Below are 21,578 nucleotides of genomic sequence, written 5' to 3'. Positions count from 1 at the left end.
ATCATTGTAATTGCTAAATTAAGCAATTATAGCACTGATACGAACGACAGGTTTCTCCCAAAACATATCGTCGTTAACATTAATATTACACAAAAATTACACCAATGAAATACCACTTTTGACTAATTTTATTGCTTACTCGTATTATTATTTTTAGGAAACTGAAATTACATTTAATTTCATAAGCTTAACAAAATAGGCGCGTTTAAATTATTATTAAAGAGGCGCCCGTCAGTGCTTAATTTTCATACAAATTATCTGCGTTCTAGGTATACATAGATGCAGACCTATATAAATTAATCCATCTTAAACTTGTCGTGACAGGCTTTACAAGTTGCACCTAGCGCACCGATAGCTTTGCGATAATTATCTTCATCTTCTGCCAATGCTAATTTTTGTAGATTTGTTGCAGCGTCCACAAGGTCTTGTGTTTTACTCTTAAAATCATCCATTTCTTCCCAGATAATATCTAGAGCATGTGTTTTTACTGGAAACTTTCTGGTATCCAATGCAAAGTAATCTGCCATCATTAGGCTTAACTGCTGTATACGTAATGCATTGGTTTTTATTACTTCTGAATCATAGTCAATTTGACCTTTTGCCATGCCACCAAGGGGACCCATGTTGCTTCGAACCAATTGCAACACTGCTTTCCTAAAATCAACGGCAGTGTTGGCCTGCTTTTCTGAGCTTGCTTCTTTTGCATAAACTAGCGGGGTTACTAGAGTCGCGAACAAAGCCAATGAGATGAGCGTCTTCTTCATGTTGTATTCCTGTATTAGCATTTTATTTAGTATTAAGGGGCTGTTACTAGCCGTAAGAGCATATATTTACGGTTTATCAAAAAGACGAGTATCTTGAATCCAATTAATTTCTTTCCTTAATAAGGATAGATCGAATTTGAGTAATTAACCCAAACAATTAAGATTGTAGTCTGATTTATGTTTTAAAAACAACATCTAGAGTAAATTCGGCTCAAAAAAAAACGCTCAATTCTATTGAGCGTTTTTAAGTTTTGACTACAGCCAACTTAAACATAGTTTTTAGGATCGCACTGCCTACAAATTACTTAGTTAAATCGTCAAAGAAGCGCTTCACACCGTCAAAGAAGCCCTGTTCTTTTGGGCGATGTTTACCGCCACCAAGAGAGGCATCAAATTCTTCTAACATTTCTCTTTGCTTGGGTGATAGATTAACTGGCGTTTCAATCACCACTTTACACATCAAATCACCGACACTGCCACTGCGAACCGATTTAACGCCTTTACCTCTAAGACGGAACATTTTACCTGTTTGCGTCTCCAGGGTAATTTTCAGCTTTACTTTGCCATCTAGCGTGGGAACTTCGATTTCACCGCCCAATGCCGCTCTAGCGAAGCCCAATGGCACTTCACAGTATAGATTATTACCATCGCGAGCAAAAATCTCATGCTCTCGAATATTAACCTGAACATATAAGTCGCCCGCAGGAGCACCATTCTCACCTGCTTCGCCTTCACCGGTCAGACGGATCCTGTCACCAGTATCAACGCCCGCAGGCACCTTTACAGATAAGGTTTTGGTTTTCTCAGTGCGACCTTGGCCACGACATGGTGTACATGGGTCACTAATAATTTTGCCGTTACCTGAGCAAGTCGGACAGGTCTGCTGCACAGCAAAAAAGCCTTGGCGCATTTGTACCTGACCGTTCCCTTTACAAGTTGGGCAGATTGTCGGTGATGAACCTTTATTCGCTCCTGAGCCATGGCAAATTTCACATTCAACCAATGTAGGCACACGAATTTCAACGTCCTTGCCGCGAACGGCCTCTTCCAATGACATCTCAAGATTGTAACGCAGGTCAGAGCCTTGACGAGCACGCGATTGTCTGCCACGTCCACCGCCGAAAATATCACCAAAAACATCACCAAAGATATCACCAAATTCGGCACCCTGACCATGACCACCGCCACGATTTTGATCAACTCCAGCGTGACCATATTGGTCATAAGCAGGGCGTTTTTTGGCATCAGTCAAGATTTCATGCGCCTCTTGCGCTTCTTTAAACTTTTCTTCCATACCCTTGTCGCCCTGAGTACGGTCAGGATGATATTTCATGGCGAGCTTCTTATAGGCTTTCTTGATGGTACGCTCATCGGCACCGCGTTCTACACCTAATACTTCGTAGTAGTCTCGTTTGGACATAAGATCAACATTTCCCGCATTGTTTGCTTTGTTATATATGAAGTGATTCAGCTTGAATACAAACAGGGCGCAATCTGAATTTATCAGTTGCGCCCAACGTATTAGCTTAGTTAATCAACAACAACTATTTTTTGTCGTCTTTGACTTCTTCGAACTCTGCATCAACAACATCGTCGTCTGCATTACCAGACTTCGCTTCACCACCCTCTGGCGCGCCTTCGGATTCTGCTGCCGCTTTCGCTTGCGCTATTTCCATTAGCTTAGCTGACGCTTCAATTAAGGCTTGCGTTTTAGCTTCAATTTCAGCTTTATCGTCGCCTTTACTTGCTGTTTCTAAAGCATCTATAGCTTCTTCAATTGTCTTTTTATCTTCTTCAGGTAATGCTTCACCCGCTTCTTCGATTTGCGTACGCGTACTATGTGCCATACCGTCAGCTTGATTACGAACTTTAACTAACTCTTCAAACTTGGCATCAGCATCTTTGTTTGCTACTGCGTCTTGAACCATTTGTTCGATTTCTTCATCGCTCAAACCTGAGTTAGCTTTAATGGTAATCTTCTGCTCTTTACCTGTGTCTTTATCTTTCGCTGACACATGCAAAATGCCATCAGCATCAATGTCGAAAGTCACTTCAATTTGAGGAGCACCACGTGATGCTGGGCGAATACCCTCTAAGTTAAATTGGCCTAATGACTTGTTCCCTTGGGCTTGCTTACGCTCACCTTGTAGGACATGAACAGTTACCGCAGCTTGATTATCTTCAGCTGTTGAAAAGGTTTGAGACTTTTTGGTTGGTACCGTCGTGTTCTTTTCGATTAGCGTTGTCATTACGCCACCCATGGTCTCAATGCCCAATGACAATGGTGAAACGTCAAGTAACAATACGTCTTTGACTTCGCCTGATAATACGCCACCTTGAATCGCAGCACCAACAGCAACAGCTTCATCAGGGTTTACATCTTTACGTGGCTCTTTGCCGAAAAACTCTGTCACGTACTTTTGTACTAATGGCATACGTGTCTGGCCACCAACGAGGATGATATCGTTGATCTCGCTCACTGATAACTCAGAATCAGCTAGCGCTTGCTTCAATGGCACGAGTGACTTTTTCACCAGATCTTCAACCAGTGATTCTAATTTTGCACGAGTTACTTTAATAACTAAATGCTTAGGACCAGAGGCATCAGCTGTAATGTACGGCAAGTTAACTTCGGTTTGCTGTGCAGAAGAAAGCTCAATTTTTGCTTTTTCGCCTGCTTCCTTTAAACGCTGCATTGCTAAAGGGTCTTTACGCAGGTCGAAACCTTGGTCTTTCTTAAATTCTTCAACCAAATAGTTGATCATGCGGTTATCGAAATCTTCGCCACCTAGGTGAGTGTCACCATTGGTCGCCAAAACTTCAAAAGTAGTCTCGCCGTCAGCATCATCGATTTCAATAATTGAAATGTCAAATGTACCACCACCTAGGTCGTACACAGCAATAATACTGTCACCTTTCTTCTTGTCCATTCCATATGCTAGAGCAGCCGCAGTTGGTTCATTAATAATACGTTTTACTTCTAAACCAGCAATTCGACCAGCATCTTTAGTGGCTTGACGCTGCGCATCGTTGAAGTATGCAGGTACTGTAATAACAGCTGCAGTGACTTCTTCGCCTAAATAGTCTTCTGCTGTTTTTTTCATCTTTTTCAAAATTTCAGCAGAAATTTGTGGTGGTGCCATTTTCTCGCCATTTGCTTGAACCCAAGCATCACCGTTATCAGCTTTAACAATTTTAAAAGGCATGATGTCTATATCGCGCTGTACTTCTTCGTCTTCAAAACGACGACCAATCAGGCGCTTAATCGCGTACAGCGTATTTTCTGGATTAGTCACAGCTTGACGCTTTGCTGGTTGACCAACAAGCGTCTCACCTTCTGAACTATAAGCGATGACAGAGGGTGTAGTGCGATCACCCTCTGAATTTTCGATAACTTTTGCTTTGTCGCCGTCTAGCACTGCGACACATGAATTTGTTGTACCTAAATCGATACCAATGATTCTACCCATTTGTGTGTCTCCAAAATATGATTTGTTGTTTTATATGAAATAATAAGTGGGGCTAATACCCCTGTTTTCAATATGTGTTTTAAAAAAAATTAATTTTTTTATCTTCTTACACCTACGCTAACGGTGCTATTGCAACCATGAAGTGGGGTCAGAGCCTTGGCTAAAAAAACCTCATCAACAAAGGTTCTCACCCTACTTCATGGCTTTGCGTTACTAAACTTGTGTATCGACACCACCACTGGCTGCGCGCGATACCATGACCATCGCAGGACGTAATAAACGTCCGTTTAAGGTATAGCCTTTTTGCATCACCGCCATCACTGTATTAGGCGCAAAGTCGGCTGTTTCTTGCATCGACATGGCTTGATGTAATTCTGGATTAAACGCTTCGCCTTGCGGATCAACAATTACCATTCCAAACTTTTCAACCACGTTAATAAAAGATTTGAGCGTTAAATCGACGCCTTCAACAACGGGCTTTATGGCTTCATTCTCGGCATCCGCGCCTTGTATTGCGCGTTCTAAGTTGTCGAGTACAGGTAGTAATTCGCCCGCAAACCTTTCTAGCGCAAATTTACGCGCTTTATCCACTTCCTGTTCAGCACGACGTCTTGCATTTTCCATGTCGGCTCTGGCACGCAATACAGCATCTTTTTGACCTTCTATTGTACTGTTGGCTACTTCAAGAGCGGCTTCAAGCTGTGCGACACGATCCATACTTTCATCTTCGTTCATCGCTTGCTCTAGATCGTCTGCAGTCATCGTCTGTTCTTTGTCAACACCCAATTCAGCTTCTAATTCTTGTTCGTTCACCGGTTTATTCTGTTCGTCACTCATTATATTCTCCGTGGACCTTTCTCTTACTTCCTTCGTTCAGGTAATGGCACCAAAACTTTCGCATGGGCTGTTAATGGGGTTACTTTTAATGGCTTCAAGGGAGAATGACAGATTAAATACATTTTTTTTCAATTTGCCACTTGCATAACGAAAGTCTGATACCTTTTTTGTACAAAAGGCATTAGTCTAGTAACTAATATACTCACACTCGCTTTGTTGTTTTAGCAGGAGTTTTACTTGTTTTCGATCTACACCATTGGCGTGATAACACTTGTTTATTTAGGTGTGCTATTTGCTATTGCATTTTACGGAAATAAAAAGCGAGCAGCCTCTCCTGTCGTATATTCATTGGCACTGGGTATTCACTGCACTTCTTGGGCATTCTTCGGCACCACAACACAAGCTTCTCAGTTTGGCTGGGCATTCGTGCCTACGTACTTAGGTGTTATTGTAGTGATGCTGTTCGCTTTCCCTGTTATCTGCAAAGTTGCAAAATTATGCCGCCAACATAACATCAGTTCACTCGCCGATTTTATTGGCATGCGCTATCAACATAGCCATATTATTGCAGGCATGATTACCCTCATTTGTTTTATCGGTGTTGTTCCTTACATTGCATTACAACTCGACGCTATCACTCTAATGCTCAACCTGATGACTAAGAACAGCGAGAGCTTAACACCCAGCATCGGTTTTTATGTCGTTGGACTGATGGCGTTGTTTGCCATTATTTTCGGTACCAGAACTTTAGACTTAACCGAAAAACACACAGGTTTAATGTACACCATCGCCTTTGAATCCTTGACGAAGCTGGCTGGACTTGTCATCGTCGGCATATATGTTTGTTATAGTTTATTCGATGGTGTTTTTGACCTATTTATGCAAGCATCAAAACATGAAGCGAGTATTCAAATACTGCAATCTGATTTTTCAATTTGGGTTTTTGCTAGTCACGTTTTACTCGGTGTTTGCTCCATGTTTTGCTTACCTCGCCAATTTCATATCGCGTTCATTGAAAACAATAATGAAAATGAACTACTACTAGCAAGGTGGCTGTTTCCATTATTTTTGGTGTGCATGACTATCTTCGTATTACCAATCGCATTGGCGGGTAATATTCTTTTAGATACAACCCAGTTTTCCACCGATAGTTTTGCTTTATCTATTCCTGTCAGTATGGGCAATGAGTGGGTTTCTGTTACCTCTTACATAGGCGGGCTATCCGGTGCTACCAGTATGGTTATTGTTGCTACGCTCACAATGGGCATTATGGTAGCCAATAGCTTTGTTACTCCTCTTTGGCTGTCAACTCAAGTGTCACCGCACTTGAAGAAGAACCTAGCACCTGCAAATATTCTACGAATAAGACAATTCACAGTCATTTTGGTCTTAAGTATCGCTTACTGGTATCACTTAAACATTAGCCAAACTGCGCCATTGGTGAAAAGCGGTTTTATCGCCTTGTCGCTACTAGCACAAATGTTTCCCACTATTATCCTTGGTGTATATTGGAAAAGCGCGACTAAATTGAGTGCTATATTTGGCACTCTAGTGGGCGCAGGATGCTGGGCTTACTTCATTTTATATCCTAGCATTCTATCCAGCTATTACTTTGCAGACGCTATAACTGACCATGAACTCGCGTTAGGTTTTTATATTTCGTTTATTAGTAACACCATTATTTTTGTGCTCATTTCATTATTTAATTTAGCTAAAAATAAATATTCAAATAGTAAAAACCAAGTGGTAAAAAGAGTCAATTCTCAGGGTTCGTTGACCCGTTCTGTGAATGAAAGTAAAATTAACTTTCAAATCCCGACAAATGACCTGCTCGCTCTCATTAACCGTGTTATTCCTAAAAAACTCGCCAAGGCCTTTTCTGATCGAGTGTCTTTATCAGATGCCGCCAATTTAGCTTATGTCGAGCCATCGGTGCTTGCTCACGCAGAGAGGCTGCTATCATCGCACGTAGGAAACGCCAGTGCGCGTATTCTTCTTGCCGCAATTTCAATCAATAAAAAGGAAGATATTAACGAACTCACTGAATGGATTGAACAAGCCTCACAAACCTTTCAATTCAATCATGAATTATTGCAATCCTCAGTTGCGCATATCCCTCAAGGGATAAGTGTTATAGGCTCGGACATGAGTTTAATTGCCTGGAATCAAAAATATATTGAGTTATTTGATTACCCAAAACACTTTTTAAGAGTGGGCATGCATTTACGTGAAATTCTTCAATTTAATGCGTCACGCGGATTAATGAAGCAACCAGATAGTGATTTATCGTCAGCAGAACTGATTGAAAGACGCATTGCTTATACCCTTTCTGGAAGCGCCTATAAATTCATTCGCGATAATAAAAATGGCAGAGTGATTGAAATAGCAGGTAGCCCACTTCCCGGCGGTGGATTTGTAACAACATACAATGATATTAGTGAATATATTCATATTCAAAGACAGTTGGAAGAATCAAAATTAGAGCTAGAGACTAGAGTAAAGCAGCGCACGGCTGAATTAAACTCAGCGAAATTAGATGCTGAAATGGCAAATACAAGTAAAACAAAATTTTTGGCCGCAGCGGGTCATGACCTAATGCAACCTTTTAACGCCGCCTCATTATTTGCATCAATGCTGCACCAACGATTAAAAAGTGCAGATGACAAAGAGTTGACACAAGGACTTGTCAATGCGCTAGAAAATGCCGATCAATTACTTTCAATGCTACTGGATATGACAAAGCTTGAATCAGGTTTGTTTAAGCCTGACATGCATCCATTCGGTTTAAATCCATTACTCAAAAACTTGGTGAACGAGTACGCTGTTGTTGCACAACAAAAACACTTGAGCATCGATTATATTGAAACCAGCGTTTGGGTGCACAGTGACCGTCGTTTGTTAAATAGGATTATCCAAAACTTAATTAGTAATGCCGTTAGATATACTGAATCAGGTCGGATATTAGTAGGTGTTAGAAGAAGAAACGAAAACAAAATAGAAATTTGCGTATTAGATACGGGTAGAGGGATTGCTGATGATCAAAAGAGATTAATATTTGATGAATTTAAACAATTGGATAATAAAGGTAATAATGAAGGTATAGGCCTTGGTTTAACCATTGTAGAAAAAATGAGTCAACTCTTAAACCATGATGTTAAAGTACAGTCGATTGTGGGTAAAGGTACGCAGTTTTCCGTACGATTGCAGCGCAGTAAGCGCGGCACTGCGCCCGCCGTCGAGAGAGAAGACAATGTTAACAGCCAAACGTTTATGCAACATAAAACTGTTTTATTAATAGAGAATCAAGCCTTAATAGCCAACGCTATGACCACTTTATTGCAGGGCTGGGGAGCTTTCGTTCATGTCGCTCACGATGGCAAAAGCGTTAAACAATTTCAGCAACAAGCTTGCATTAACTACGTTATCGCAGATTATCACTTAGATAATGGCGATAACGGTATTGACGTTTGCCAGTCAATCATCGCCTACAGACAAGAACATAAACTAAATACGCCCTTATTATTGTTAAGTACGGCGGATCGTAGCCAAGCAATAAGAGAGCAAGCAGACGTATACAATATGATTTATCTACCAAAACCATTAAAACCCATGGCATTGAAAAGGCTTCTACAAAAAACTAAACCTTGAGCCGGTATTATTTAGAATAATTTTTGAGGTATACTCATTAAGTAATTAACACAAAGTTGAGACGTATTGTGCGCCCCCCATTGCCGAACTTAGAAACAGAAAGAAATCAAACCCCGCTGGACTCAAGTTTTGCTATTTTACATAGCGATCACAAAAATAATCGCCTGTATTCCATTCTCAAAAAAGTGTGTTTTTTAGGCGCTGTTATACACATCTTGTTTATTTTCTTTTTCCTGAGTATTGGCTCTCTGTGGCTTTCAGTATTGAATATTTTTAGCGTCATTATTTGGCTAATTGCGATGTATCAGAATCAGAGTGGACGCTATATATTAGCCACTCTCATGGCAACAATTGAAACCATTGTGCATGCTGCTTTAGCCACGCATTTTTTGGGTTTAAGTATGGGTTTTCACTATTTTTTATGGCCTGTCGCGTTGCTAATTATGGTCAGTAATTCATTTTCAACAAAAAAATCAATGCTCATGGGTTTTAGTGTCATTCTTTTATACGGCGCACTCAGTGTTTACGCAAAAGATATTACATATCAGTATGCATTCCCGGCAATAACTGACGTTGTACTATTGACTAACACAATCCTTGCCGCGCTGGGGTTTGTTATTGTTATGATGAGTTCGCAGGATAACAACACCAAAAAAGAAAAACGTTTATATGAAATAGCTAATAAGGATGGCTTAACTGGGGCTTTCAATCGTCAATTTGTTTATCAATTAATGAAGCAAACCTTCAGCGAAAGGCGCAATTTAAGGTCATTGGACTATACGCTAGTCCTTACTGATATCGATAATTTCAAGGAAATTAATGAATCTATGGGACATATAGTAGGTGACGAAGTGATTAAAGCGGTATCTACTTATTTAGTCACGGCGGTGAGAGAAACAGACATTGTTGCGCGCTGGGGAGGAGAACAGTTCCTTATTATTCTTATGAATATAGAGCCTGATAACTCACAGATATTAATCGAAAAAATTCGCAAAAACATTCGTTATCAAATAATCACAGAAGGACTGAGTGACCGCGTGACTACGCTCAGTTTTGGCGTAGCCAAAGCCAAAGATGATGAAAAATTTGAAGATACAATTAAACGTGCCGACCTGAGTATGTACAAAGCGAAAAAACTGGGTAAAGATCGAATTATTAATGCTCAGTAAGCAATGTCAAAAATGATTTATTTGAGCAGGTCAGCTTGCATATTTAATAATTAACATCACCGTTTATTATGCAACAAAACTGGCGCTTTATTAAAATCGTGGAAAAAGCTTAATAGCGCCTTCAACTACCTTCATATTTAGTGGCAACTTGCTTAATAAGGCGACTTTAGGAATGCTTGTGTCCAACTTGTATACTGGGTTAACTGCCAAAAAGGTATTTATTATTTGCATAACGTTGCCATCAAGTAAGGCCAAATTACCATTGAATCCACCCGCATTAATATTGGAGTCGAGTAATTTTACATTGCGTAAGAAAATAGCTTTTTTCTCACTATCATAAAAAGGGCTGCCTTCTATCTGCAAAATTAAACGTATGGAATAGTGTAACAAAAAGGCATTGATCTTAGCGCTTGAATCAACACTTAGCGACACCACATCCCGATTATTCGGACCGATATTTACGTTCAAGTTAGTTACTTCAACCTGCACCGGCAGACCCATTAAGCTTATTTCTTCTCTTAATCTTGGTATTTGTTGGTCCAATGCAGCTTCGATTTGTGAGTTTGTAAATGAATAAACAGATATGCCTGGGGTGCTGCTGCATGCAGTTAAAAACAAGGTGCCTAAAATAAGTAAAATTCTCATGAAAACCTTTGTATTATATAAGTAACGACCATTATAGCCGCCCACAAAATCGGCCTGTGCGGATCTAATAATAGCCAATGTTTGATTGTTTTCACACACTCAACAATATATCTGCAGTTGTAAACTCAGTTTCAGCCACATCATACAAAGCAGGACCTAATTACAAACTTCCCCCCTTATCCTTTTCTATTGCCGCATCTAACCTTTGCAACAAACCAGCTCTGGCTTTTAACTTGGTATTATAGTGAGCCTTCATGTCTAACTTCGTCATCGCTTGAGCAACAAAAGCGACCGTAGGCAAAAATTCAGATTCACTCACCACTTTGTCTAAAAACCCCGCTGTAATAGCGTCCTGCGGCGACACCATTTCAGCTAATATAACACTACGGTTGAAGAATACCGGAGCTAATCGACCTCGGGCTAATTCAACACCGGCATCATGCATGCTCATGCCAATAGCCACTTCGTTCAAACCTATTTTAAAATTGCCTTCAACACCTATTCTGTAGTCAGCAGAAAGTAATAAAAAAGCCCCCTTTGCAACAGCATGACCAGGGCAAGCAACCAGCACCGGAAACGGGAATGAAAGCAGTCGTCGAGATAAGGTCGAGCCTTTCTCTACCAACTGCATCGCTACGCTCATGCTTTCCCGCATTACGTTTAAGTCATATCCACCGGATAGCATGCCTTGTTTACCTGTGATCACAACAACCGCTTCAGCTTGTTCCGCCTGGTCAAGCGCGTTATTCATTTCATCAATAACTTGATGCGAAATCGCATTTACTTTGCCATTTTGAATGGTAATAGTGGCAACTTTTTTTTCAATTTGAATAGCAACAAGGTCAGTCACGTGTTTCTCCTAATGGTTACTTCTTTGGGTTTAATTTAACAATGTAATTTCTGCCAAGACTAGCAAAAATTAGCCGCAAGCAACATGTTATCTTTTCAGGCTGTCATAGCCAAAGGTATGTGTTATTCAAATGACATTAGTTGTTTAAAAATAACCCCTGCCTGAGTTCGATTGTTTACATTCAACTTTCGCAAACAAGCCGAAGCATGCTGTTTGACTGTACTTTCTGAAATATCTAACTCATAAGCTATCTGCTTATTTAACAATCCGTCAGCCATCATCCTCAGTACCTTTAATTGATGCGGCGTTAATTGTTCAATACGTTGCAAGGCATCATTACCATCAATCGACGCATGCTCACCCAAATGGGTTAAGTTTTCAGGTAACCACTCATTGCCATTAAGAACATCGGATACAGCTTCATTGATCAACTCTAACGAAGTCGATTTTGGAATAAATGCACTGGCTCCTAATTGTAAGGCTTTGACAATAAGTGACGGCGTTTCTTCAGCCGACACAACCACAATCAAAATGTTTGGAAATTCAGCACGAATTTGACTTAAGCCAGCCAATCCTGAGTTACCCGGCATTTTTAAATCAAGGAAAAGTAAGTCAATATCATCATGCAAGTTGAGCTGTTTAATAGTGGAATGAAAATCGGCAGATTCTAGTAAGCCATCACCTAATAAGTCGCTTAACGCCTGTTTGAGTGCGTTTCTAAATAAGGGATGATCATCAGCAATTAATGCTTTGATTTTGTCCATGTGGAAAATTAGTGCCTTTGTACGCTGGAGTATGAATAATAGAGGGTGTTAAATTAAGAGTCAATTTGCAAAGAGGTAAAGTTTTACTCTGGTGTGTGCTCGTCATTCATAAAAAAAGGGGCGCAAGCCCCTAAAGGACACATGAATTCTAGAATCTATAACCTACTGTCAGGTGAATTGTTCTTGGGTCACCATAATAACCAATTAGGGTTAAATCACCACCTAAACCAGGCAGTAGAGAGCCATCATCTGCGACACCAACAAAATCATAGCCACCCACTAAGTACTCTTCATCGGTGAGGTTTTTGCCATGTAAACTGGCATACCAATCACCTTCAACACTCTGCCAATTGATACTCACATTAAATAGGCCATATGCTTCTTGCTTTAACAGTGTGCTAGTTTCAAATAACAGATAGTCGCCTCTGTGGTAGTACCCTGCGTTCATCGTAAAATCACCTATATCCGATTCAATGACGTAGTTGGCTGATAAATTAACCGTCTGGCTAGGTGTATTTGCTAAGCCAATCAATGGTGGAACCGAGTTGTTTTTCTCAATCTTCTCATCAATATAACCATACGCGAGATTGAAAGTAAGATAGTCACTAGCAACATACGTCACTTCAGCTTCAAGACCTTTTGCCGAGGTTGCCGCGACGTTTCGTAATACCTGCAGTAAATCGGTAGCGCTGCTTCCTTCGCCAATACCGACATATTGACGGTCTTTATGATCAAGTGAAAACAACGTTACGTTGGTTCTAAAATTGTCATTCCAATCTGCTTTTAAACCGACTTCATATGAATCAACAATTTCAGGGTTAACGCCATCTTCGTTAGTTGTCGCTCTTGGGTTAAAGGTACCTGACTTGAAACCTTGCGAGAAGCTTGCAAACAGCATCATGTTATCAGCAGCTTGATACTCTATACCTAAACGCGGCGTAAAACGGGTCCAATTTTCAGTTTTTGGTGCATCGAGTATGCCATCATCGTCACTATCACTGCCTAGTACTGTTGGAACTAGCTGACCATCAGGTCTAGTATAGCCTGGGATCCAGTTAGACCGAGGATACGCATTATCAAATATCAAACCGTTGTTGACAATGGCGGTCTTGTCTTCATCTGTATATCTACCGCCTACTGTCATCGACAACTCATCCGTTATTTGCAACGTCGCTTGAGAGTAAATAGCCCAGCTCTCAGAGTTGTTGCACCCAGTTACCTCTCGGGTCAAGCCCGGAGTGCTAAAAGCAGCGCGACCTAAGAAACCAAGAATGGCATCAAAATTACCGCACGATTCACCGTCATATAAATATAAGCCACTGACAATATTGACGCTGTCTGCGACGTAGTTCATTTGCAGTTCGTGGGTACTATTTTCATCTTTATACTCAGCGGGTACGTCGAATATATCTAAGGCTGTATTATCAAAATCAATGTTAGTTGGTGAATAACCTTCACGAGACGAACCAATGTATTTAAATTCCATCGCATCACTGAAGTCGTAGCGGATCATTAAGCTGTAACCTTCCAACTCAACTAAGTTTGATGTAGGCAAGCTGGTATATGAATCGTAAACACTGTCTGGCACGGGTGCATTGGTCAACAAACTTGGCAGCAGGCGGTAACCTCCTTTTGCGTTTGACGTGTCTCTGGTTTTATCCCAATTGAACTTCACAAAGAGATCATCAGACGCTCTAAACTCGACATCTACCCGAGCGGCCCACAAATCTTTGTTGTAGTTCTCGCGATCTTGATTCGGCAATGCTGATTGTAAATATTCGCCAAAACCGTCGCGGGTCAATTCTGCAAAACCGAAGCCAACATAAAGTTTGTCATCAATTACAGGTAACTGCCCAGTTAACTTAAGATCACGCTGAGAGTAACTTCCTAAAGTTGTTTGTGCATTAAATTCTGTGCCACCGGTCATTTCTTTAGTGACATATTTAATGGCACCACCAATCGTATTTTTGCCATACAGAGTGCCTTGAGGACCACGTAGCACTTCAATTCTTTCAACGTCAATTAAGTCCAATACAGCACCTTGTGGGCGAGCCATATAGACATCATCAATATAAATACCCACACCTGGCTCATAGCCCCATAACGGGTCCTGTTGGCCTACACCACGGATAAAAGCGGTTAACGTTGAGTTAGTGCCTCGGCTTGTTTGCAATGTTGTGTTAGGCGAAAACTGTTGTATTTCAGTGATAACAGAAATACCCTTTTCACTGAGTTCCTTTGCTCCAATTGAAGTGACTGCGATAGGCACTTCCTGCAAATTTTCAGACGTTTTACGCGCTGTTACTTCAATTCTTTCTAGGTTACTTTCTCTAACTTCCTGTGTTTCTTGCGCTTGAACTTGCGGCCCTATCGATAAAGCGGCACTTACCGCTAATGCGCACAGTGCAAGTTGAGGCTTTTTATTCATTATTGTTTTCATTCTATCCCCTTAAAGGTATTTCTGTCGGTAGCGTTAACTAATTATTCTTGCTAGCAGTAGCGGTCTATTACTAATCTAGGGCAAAAAAGCAAAAAGGTAACTAGTACCATCGTACTATGGGCAATGCAGCCCTTATGTATCAAACTTGCGTCTCACCAATTTGTTGTAGCTACGCAATCTGCGGTCACAGATTTTTCACTCGGCAATTAGGAAAAAAATAATGATAAGTTTAATTGGCTTGGTAGGTGGTTTGGGTCTACTAATATGGCTTACGATCCGTGGGATGAACCTATTTATAGCAGCTCCTTTGTGTGCATTGGTTGTTGGACTGACTAGTGGGCTCCCAGTATTTAGTGGCGAAAGTAACTTTGTAGAAACATACATGTCAGGATTTACTGGCTTTATTGCGTCTTGGTTTTTCATGTTTTTATTGGGTGCACTGTTTGGTAAATTTATGGAGGACACCGGTGCCGCAGATGCGTTATCCAAATGGATTGTCAGCAAGTTAGGTTACAAACAAGCGGTTTTTGCTGTGGTTGCCGCATGCGCTATTCTCACCTATGGCGGTGTGAGTGTATTTGTAGTGGCTTTTTCGGTTTATCCGATGGCCTTGAGTTTATTTAAAGATGCAAACTTACCTCGACGCTTCATACCCGCGACAATGGCCTTCGGGTCTGTCACTTTTACCATGACATCGGCGGGTTCCCCTGAAATTCAAAATTGGATCCCAATAAAATATTTAGGTACTTCTCCTTTCGCAGCGTGGGAAGTGAGTTTGGTCGTTGCCATATTCATGGCACTTTTTGGCTATTGGTGGCTGAAGCGTATGGTAGATAAAGCAGTATTAGCGGGGGAAGTATTTGAAGCAAAACCGGAAGATCCTGAAATAAAAGAGCGTATCTATCCTCATCCGATTACGGGGTTTATTCCGCTTTTAGTTGTTCTTCTATTGTCATTCTTTTTGCATAAATCGTTAGCTCAACTTGCCCTAATAGTCGCACTAGGAGGCGGTGTATTGACCCTAATGATAATTAATTTTAAGTATTTTCAAAACCTAGGCAAAGCGGTTAATTTGGGTACCACAGGTGCCCTACTTGCTATCGGCAATACCTCTGCAGTGGTTGGTTTTGGTGCGATTGCAAAAACCACCACCGCATTTCAAGAAACCGTTCAAGTAATGACACAAATTCCGGGTAATGAACTAATCGGTGCAGCAATTGCCGTTAGCGTTATTGCCGGCCTAACAGGTTCTGCTTCAGGTGGACAAGCAATTGCACTACCTCTAGTTGGACCACATTATTTAGATCAGGGCGTGGATCCAGAAGAATTACATCGAATTGTCGCAATAGCCTCTGGTGCTTTGGATTCTTTACCGCATAACGGTTATGTTGTCACTACCATTCGTGCAATATGCCATGAAACGCACCAGCGAGCATATGGCCCAATGGCAGCCTTAACTGTTGCTGTGCCGCTTATTGGTTTAACCATTGCCATTGCTCTATTCATCATATTCTAGGAATTACCCCGTATGCAAAATCACGTTTCAAAAAGCCGGTTAGTAAAAATACTAGGCAAGCGCCTTAATTTCACTTTGCACCAGCAAAGCATAGCGAGAAAGGCAGCATTGCTTTTTCTGCTTGGTTTTTCGCTTACGGTTATGTCGATAAGCCGATCCGCGATAGCACAGGAAAATTCGAATACGCAGCCACAATTATTAACCCAAAAACAAGTACACCGTATTGCAGACTTTACAACATTCAATGGCCAAAGTATCAAAGAGGTGAGATTAGGATGGGAAAGTTACGGTGAATTAAACGCCGATAAATCAAACGCAATTCTGATAACACATTACTTCACAGGGACTTCTCATGCGGCAGGTAAATATGCCGCATCCGATGCCACAAGTGGTTATTGGGATAGTATTATTGGGCCTAACAAAGCCATAGATACTAATAAGTTTTTTGTTGTCAGTATGGACAGCTTGGCAAATCTAAATGTAAAAGACAAAAATGTAATCACAACCGGTCCAGCCAGCATTAATCCTGCCACAGGCGATCCTTATGGCCTCACGTTTCCGGTCATTACTATGCGGGATATGGTCAATACGCAAAAGTCATTACTGGAGTCATTTGGGATTCAAAAACTATATGCGGTAGCAGGCCCTTCAATGGGATCCATGCAGGCAATTGAATGGGCTACGGCTTATCCTGATCGGGTCGAGCGACTTATATCAGTCATAGGTTCGTCGTTTAGTGATGCTTGGACAACCGCTGCACTTGAACAATGGGCAATACCGATTAAGCTCGATCAATATTGGCAACAAGGTAACTATTACAAATCCCAGCCACCGACCGAAGGATTGACGGCTGCACTCATGTTTATTACCCAAATAGCACTCACGCCTGATTACGTTAATCGAGTTGGTGTGGACATAAAGCATCAACCACTGGAGGCGAACCCACTGATGGATATCCAGGCGCGTCATGGTATTAATGATTGGTTGTACAATAGAGCAAAAGAGCGGGCTGAAAACATGGATGCTAATAGCTTGCTGTATTTGGTGAGAGCCTGCCAACTCTTCATGGCTGGACAAAAAAACGATCTACGCACCGGCCTAAAGCAAATGACAGCCAAATCGCTGTTTTTGCCCGCTACGACAGACTTATTGCTGATGCCGTACAATGCACGCAACACCTACAAAGAACTAAAAGAGATGAACAAAGACACTAAGATTGCTGAGATCCAAGGTCATTTAGGACATTTGGAAGGCGTACTGAACATTCATAAACACAGCGCAACCATCGCTGCATTTTTAGCTGAATAATCAGGAGGGTTACATGAGAAACTTAACATTAAAACAGGCCAGCATTGTATCAATAACATCAATAATGCTTGCCGCTTGCGGTAGCCCTAGTAATGGCGCAAAACCCAGTGTTCAAAAAGATGATCCTGTTATTAGTGTTTCTGGCTTATCTTCTGGAGCGTATATGGCAATGCAATTTCACTTATCATTTTCCGAACAAGTCATTGGTTCCGGTCTCATTGCAGGAGGTCCCTATTTTTGTGCTCAAGGAAGCATATCTATGGCACTGCAAAACTGCGTAGCAAATTCTGATGCCATAATAGACTTAGCCGCGCTTGCTGCAACTATCGATGATTATCAAGCAAGTGGTCTATTAGCAGATTCAAAATATAACCAAGACGATAAGGTTTGGTTGCTACACGGCACTCTGGACACTCGAATTAATCGCGTAGTTGCAGACCAACTAGCCGCTCAAATTGATACTCTTTTTGTGCCTGAAAATGTGGAATATGTTAGCCAACAAGCATTTGCTCATGTAATGCCAACACTAGATAGTGGTAAGCCTTGCATTGAGTCTGTATCCCCTTTCATTGGCAATTGTAATTATGACGCCGCTGGCGAATTACTTAAATACGTAACACAACTTACAAAGCCTAAATCGACTAAAAGTAATGACCAATTAAGCCAGCAACTACTGACATTTAAACAAAGCGAATACGCAGGCGAATATGCTGAGACGCTTGGCGAAAACGCTTACCTTTTTATTCCCCAAAGTTGTAAAGACAACAGGAGTTGCGATATTCATATTAGCTTTCATGGTTGTAACCAAAATGCCGAAGCCATTGGCAATGAATATGCCAAAAATGCGGGCTTTAATGCATGGGCTGACACCAATAATTTAATTGTACTTTATCCACAAACTAAGAAGTCTGCTTTTATGCCTTTAAACCCTCAAGCTTGCTGGGATTGGTGGGGTTATACAGGCGCAAACTACGCCAATAAAGACGGAAAACAAATCAAGGCTGTCATGTCCTTAGTGGATAATATTCCTACTATTATTTCGAATACAAAATAGCGTATTATTTTAATATTCATAATAAGGACATTTAATACACAATTTAAAAACATGGAATCACCTTGGTAACGTCAGTTTGTAACAATAGATCGCAACTGAAATTGCACTAAAAAGAGATAAAATCGTTTGAAAAACAACTGGAAAATAAGGAAAAAGTATGACTGCTGAAGCTAAGTCTTTGAATGTATTTGTAACCGGCGGTGCAAGTGGTATCGGCTATGGTATCGCTAAATATTTGGCACAACTTGGTCATCATGTCATCGTTGCTGACATTAATGAAGACGCTGCTGATAATGCAGCAAAAACCCTCAATAACTTAGGTTTGTCCGCGCAATCGATACAAATAAATGTGTGTGATGCGCAGCAAGTTGCCGCTTTACCTGCAGCGCTAAGCAGCACGCCCGTAGATATTTTGATCAATAATGCGGGCATTCAACACGTCAGTAAACTAGAGGATTTTCCTGCCGAAAAATGGCAAATGCTCATCAACGTTATGCTTGTAGGACCTGCATTGCTGACACAGGCATTTTTACCACACATGCGAGTTCAAAACTTTGGCCGAATTATAAATGTGGGTTCTATTCATTCAGTTGTTGCCTCACCTTTTAAATCAGCTTATGTCTCAGCTAAGCACGGCTTGCTTGGATTCGCAAAGACCATAGCACTGGAGACCGGAGATGTTGATGTAACGATTAACACTCTGTGCCCTGCTTACGTGAAAACTCCGTTGGTTGAAAAACAAATTACAGCTCAAGCTATTGAAAACAATATGTCTGAAGAAGACGTTATCAATAAAATAATGTTAGAACCTATGCCTAAAAAAGCCTTTATAGAAATTGAAGAATTAGCGCAAACTGCACACTTTTTAATGGGCAGTGCAGCAAAGAATATTACAGGACAAGCGCTAATATTGGATGGCGGCTGGACAGCAAGGTAAGCAAGTTAGGCAAGATTGTAAATTTAGGCTTGCAAGTCACTGCCAATTAAGTAAAAGTTACGTCACACAAGCATAATAATTACCAGAGAACAATTAATGAGTTATTCAACCGTTGGCTTAATTGGTAAAGCAGACCATGAAGGCAGCCGGGTAAGTCTCAATGTACTTGTTGGCGAACTAAAAAAAAGAAACTGTACTATTTTGGTAGAGGCAAGCATAAAAGAAGAACTCGACGATCGTTCTTTGGAAATCTGCGCGCTTAATACTATCGGTGAACGTGCCGAACTGGCTATTGTGGTTGGTGGTGACGGCTATATGCTTGGTGCTGCTCGTGTATTAGCCAAATTTGACACTGATGTTGTTGGTGTGAACCGTGGAAATTTGGGTTTCCTTACCGACATTAATCCAGAAGATATTAGCCGTCAAATTGCGCATATTTTCGAAGGCAAGGTATATAGAGAAGCGCGCTTTCTATTAGAAGCTAACGTGTTTAGAAATGATGAGCATCAAGATACAAATTCCGCAGTAAATGAGATAGTGCTGCATCATGGCAAAGTGGCCCACATGATGGAGTTTGAGCTTTATGTAGACGACCAGTTTGTTTTTAGTCAACGCTCAGACGGCATAATTATAGCCACGCCCACGGGGTCAACTGCGTATTCATTATCTGGTGGTGGTCCTATTCTAATGCCGCAGTTAGATGCGCTTACGCTTGTTCCTATGTTTCCACATACCCTGAGTAGTCGACCTATTGTTGTCGATGCTAATAGCGAAATAACCTTAAAAGTATCGGGTGTTAATACGGATAATCTGCAAGTAAGTTGTGATAGTCACAGCGTTATTTCATTGATGCCGGGAGATGAAGTACGTATTCGCAAAAGCCCAGATAAACTCCATTTGGTGCATCCACCTGACTATAATTATTTTAATGTATTGCGCACCAAACTTAATTGGGGCAGTAAACTCTACTAATGCTGCAGCATATTGAAAAGCTTAAAAATATAGCGACGGCGCCTGAGCGTCTAATTATTGGTTTGATGAGCGGCACATCGCTGGATGGCCTCGATATTGCTCTGTGCAGAATAACTGGGAACGGAAAATCGGCGACATTGCGGTGTGAAGAATACACCACCATTGGTTATAGCAAAGAGTTGAAAAGCGCAATCCAGCAAGTATTTGCTAAACAAAGTGTGTCCTTGGACTCACTTTGTTTGCTGAACGCTCAAATTGGTCATTTGCATGGAAAGATGATTAATCAAGCCTTACTTAACTGGAAAGTACCCAATGACAGCGTCGACTTGATCGCCAGTCATGGCCAAACTATTTACCATCGACCATCATCCTTGCATCAAATCAAAAACCAGCCTAACAGCACCTTACAGATTGGCGATGGCGATCATATTGCAGCTAGTACCAGGATAATAACAATCAGTGACTTTCGCCAAAAGCACATCGCCCATGGCGGCGAAGGGGCGCCTCTTGCAATATATGGCGACTATTTACTGTTAAGTAGTGAGCAAGAACATCGCACGCTGTTGAATATAGGTGGTATTGCAAATATCACTTACCTGCCCTCAAACGCTTCTTTTGATAATGTTATCTGTTCGGATATTGGTCCCGGCAATACCTTAATGGATGCCCTTGCCAGAGAATATAGCGACCATGATTTCGATAAGGACGCAAAAATTGCCAAGCAAGGAAACGTAAATAAGTTATTGCTAACGCAGCTATTGCAGCATCCCTTTATTAATTTACCTTTGCCTAAAACCACTGGCCCAGAAACGTTTAATCTCGATTGGTTTACTTTTCAGCTAAAATCGCTGCATTTGGAGGACCTCAGTGTGCCCAATCAAATGGCGACATTAAATGCCTTTACTGCCCATTCTATTGTCAATACAATTAATCAATTACCTGAATTATCAACGGTTTATATCAGCGGCGGTGGCATACACAATCCGCTTTTGTTAGAGAATATTTCTGAGTTACTTGCTAGGCCTGTATTTTCAACCAACAAATTAGGTATTAATACAGATGCAAAAGAAGCAATCCTGTTTGCCGTCATTGCAAACGAATGTGTCGCTGGCAATGAACGTGCCTTTTTAAGTAATAAAAGCAATCAGCCCAATGTAAGTATGGGTAAAGTTTCTTTCCCTTCCTAAACTGAAGTAAGCACGTC

At 41.1% G+C, this 21,578-nt stretch carries 16 protein-coding genes; 8 read left to right on the top strand and 8 right to left on the bottom strand.

Going from position 1 to position 21,578, the window contains the following annotated elements; all coding sequences use genetic code 11:
- Nucleotides 1–296 precede the first annotated feature (296 nt).
- The 4 genes from CXF81_RS17270 to grpE all read right to left on the bottom strand — a co-directional run bounded on the left by CXF81_RS17270 (nt 297) and on the right by grpE (nt 5,071).
- A complete protein-coding gene (locus CXF81_RS17270; protein ID WP_101182575.1) occupies nt 297–764 on the bottom strand; it encodes a cytochrome c in 468 nt (155 codons plus the stop codon).
- 301 nt (nt 765–1,065) lie between these two features.
- Complete coding sequence (gene dnaJ / locus CXF81_RS17265; RefSeq protein ID WP_101182573.1) at nt 1,066–2,184, bottom strand: molecular chaperone DnaJ; 1,119 nt, start codon at nt 2,182–2,184, stop codon at nt 1,066–1,068.
- Between the two features lie 124 nt (nt 2,185–2,308).
- Complete coding sequence (dnaK, locus tag CXF81_RS17260) at nt 2,309–4,234, bottom strand: molecular chaperone DnaK (RefSeq protein WP_101182571.1); 1,926 nt, start codon at nt 4,232–4,234, stop codon at nt 2,309–2,311.
- 213 nt (nt 4,235–4,447) lie between these two features.
- On the bottom strand, nt 4,448–5,071 hold the full coding sequence (grpE, locus tag CXF81_RS17255; RefSeq protein ID WP_101182569.1) for a nucleotide exchange factor GrpE: 624 nt from the start codon (nt 5,069–5,071) through the stop codon (nt 4,448–4,450).
- A gap of 237 nt (nt 5,072–5,308) precedes the next feature.
- Here grpE and CXF81_RS17250 point away from each other — a divergent pair, with 237 nt between their 5' ends.
- Both CXF81_RS17250 and CXF81_RS17245 read left to right on the top strand, forming a co-directional pair.
- Nucleotides 5,309–8,719, top strand: coding sequence for a PAS-domain containing protein (locus CXF81_RS17250; protein WP_101182567.1), 3,411 nt, complete (start codon nt 5,309–5,311; stop codon nt 8,717–8,719).
- A 263-nt stretch (nt 8,720–8,982) separates the two neighbouring features.
- Complete coding sequence (locus CXF81_RS17245) at nt 8,983–9,888, top strand: GGDEF domain-containing protein (RefSeq protein WP_198556423.1); 906 nt, start codon at nt 8,983–8,985, stop codon at nt 9,886–9,888.
- Nucleotides 9,889–9,978: 90 nt separating this feature from the next.
- Here the strand turns inward: CXF81_RS17245 and CXF81_RS17240 are convergent, their stop codons facing one another.
- The 4 genes from CXF81_RS17240 to CXF81_RS17225 form a co-directional block, all read right to left on the bottom strand.
- On the bottom strand, nt 9,979–10,533 hold the full coding sequence (locus CXF81_RS17240) for a DUF1439 domain-containing protein (RefSeq protein ID WP_101183106.1): 555 nt from the start codon (nt 10,531–10,533) through the stop codon (nt 9,979–9,981).
- A 160-nt stretch (nt 10,534–10,693) separates the two neighbouring features.
- A complete protein-coding gene (locus CXF81_RS17235; protein ID WP_101182564.1) occupies nt 10,694–11,383 on the bottom strand; it encodes a crotonase/enoyl-CoA hydratase family protein in 690 nt (229 codons plus the stop codon).
- 122 nt (nt 11,384–11,505) lie between these two features.
- Nucleotides 11,506–12,147, bottom strand: coding sequence for a response regulator transcription factor (locus CXF81_RS17230; RefSeq protein WP_006010478.1), 642 nt, complete (start codon nt 12,145–12,147; stop codon nt 11,506–11,508).
- A gap of 148 nt (nt 12,148–12,295) precedes the next feature.
- Nucleotides 12,296–14,587: a TonB-dependent receptor gene (locus CXF81_RS17225; protein ID WP_369828722.1), complete on the bottom strand. Its 2,292-nt coding sequence runs from the start codon at nt 14,585–14,587 to the stop codon at nt 12,296–12,298.
- 220 nt (nt 14,588–14,807) lie between these two features.
- On the opposite strand from CXF81_RS17225, the gene CXF81_RS17220 reads away from it, so the two are divergent.
- The 6 genes from CXF81_RS17220 to CXF81_RS17195 all read left to right on the top strand — a co-directional run bounded on the left by CXF81_RS17220 (nt 14,808) and on the right by CXF81_RS17195 (nt 21,561).
- A complete protein-coding gene (locus tag CXF81_RS17220; RefSeq protein ID WP_101182561.1) occupies nt 14,808–16,103 on the top strand; it encodes a GntP family permease in 1,296 nt (431 codons plus the stop codon).
- Between the two features lie 12 nt (nt 16,104–16,115).
- Entirely contained in the window at nt 16,116–17,411 is a 1,296-nt protein-coding gene (locus tag CXF81_RS17215; protein ID WP_101182559.1) for a homoserine O-acetyltransferase, read from the top strand.
- A gap of 13 nt (nt 17,412–17,424) precedes the next feature.
- The gene (locus tag CXF81_RS17210; protein ID WP_101182557.1) at nt 17,425–18,465 is read left to right on the top strand and encodes a PHB depolymerase family esterase; all 1,041 of its coding nucleotides are present in this window, start codon (nt 17,425–17,427) and stop codon (nt 18,463–18,465) included.
- A 157-nt stretch (nt 18,466–18,622) separates the two neighbouring features.
- Nucleotides 18,623–19,402, top strand: a complete 780-nt coding sequence (locus CXF81_RS17205; protein WP_101182555.1) for a 3-hydroxybutyrate dehydrogenase — start codon at nt 18,623–18,625, stop codon at nt 19,400–19,402.
- 96 nt (nt 19,403–19,498) lie between these two features.
- Nucleotides 19,499–20,374: an NAD(+) kinase gene (gene nadK / locus CXF81_RS17200; protein ID WP_101182553.1), complete on the top strand. Its 876-nt coding sequence runs from the start codon at nt 19,499–19,501 to the stop codon at nt 20,372–20,374.
- Entirely contained in the window at nt 20,374–21,561 is a 1,188-nt protein-coding gene (locus CXF81_RS17195; RefSeq protein WP_101182551.1) for an anhydro-N-acetylmuramic acid kinase, read from the top strand. The genes nadK and CXF81_RS17195 overlap by 1 nt, the downstream gene beginning before the upstream one ends.
- Nucleotides 21,562–21,578 lie beyond the last annotated feature (17 nt).

It is taken from the genome of Glaciecola sp. 33A (assembly GCF_002836745.1).
GTDB lineage: Bacteria > Pseudomonadota > Gammaproteobacteria > Enterobacterales > Alteromonadaceae > Glaciecola.
This window is presented reverse-complemented; position numbering and strand designations above follow the sequence as displayed.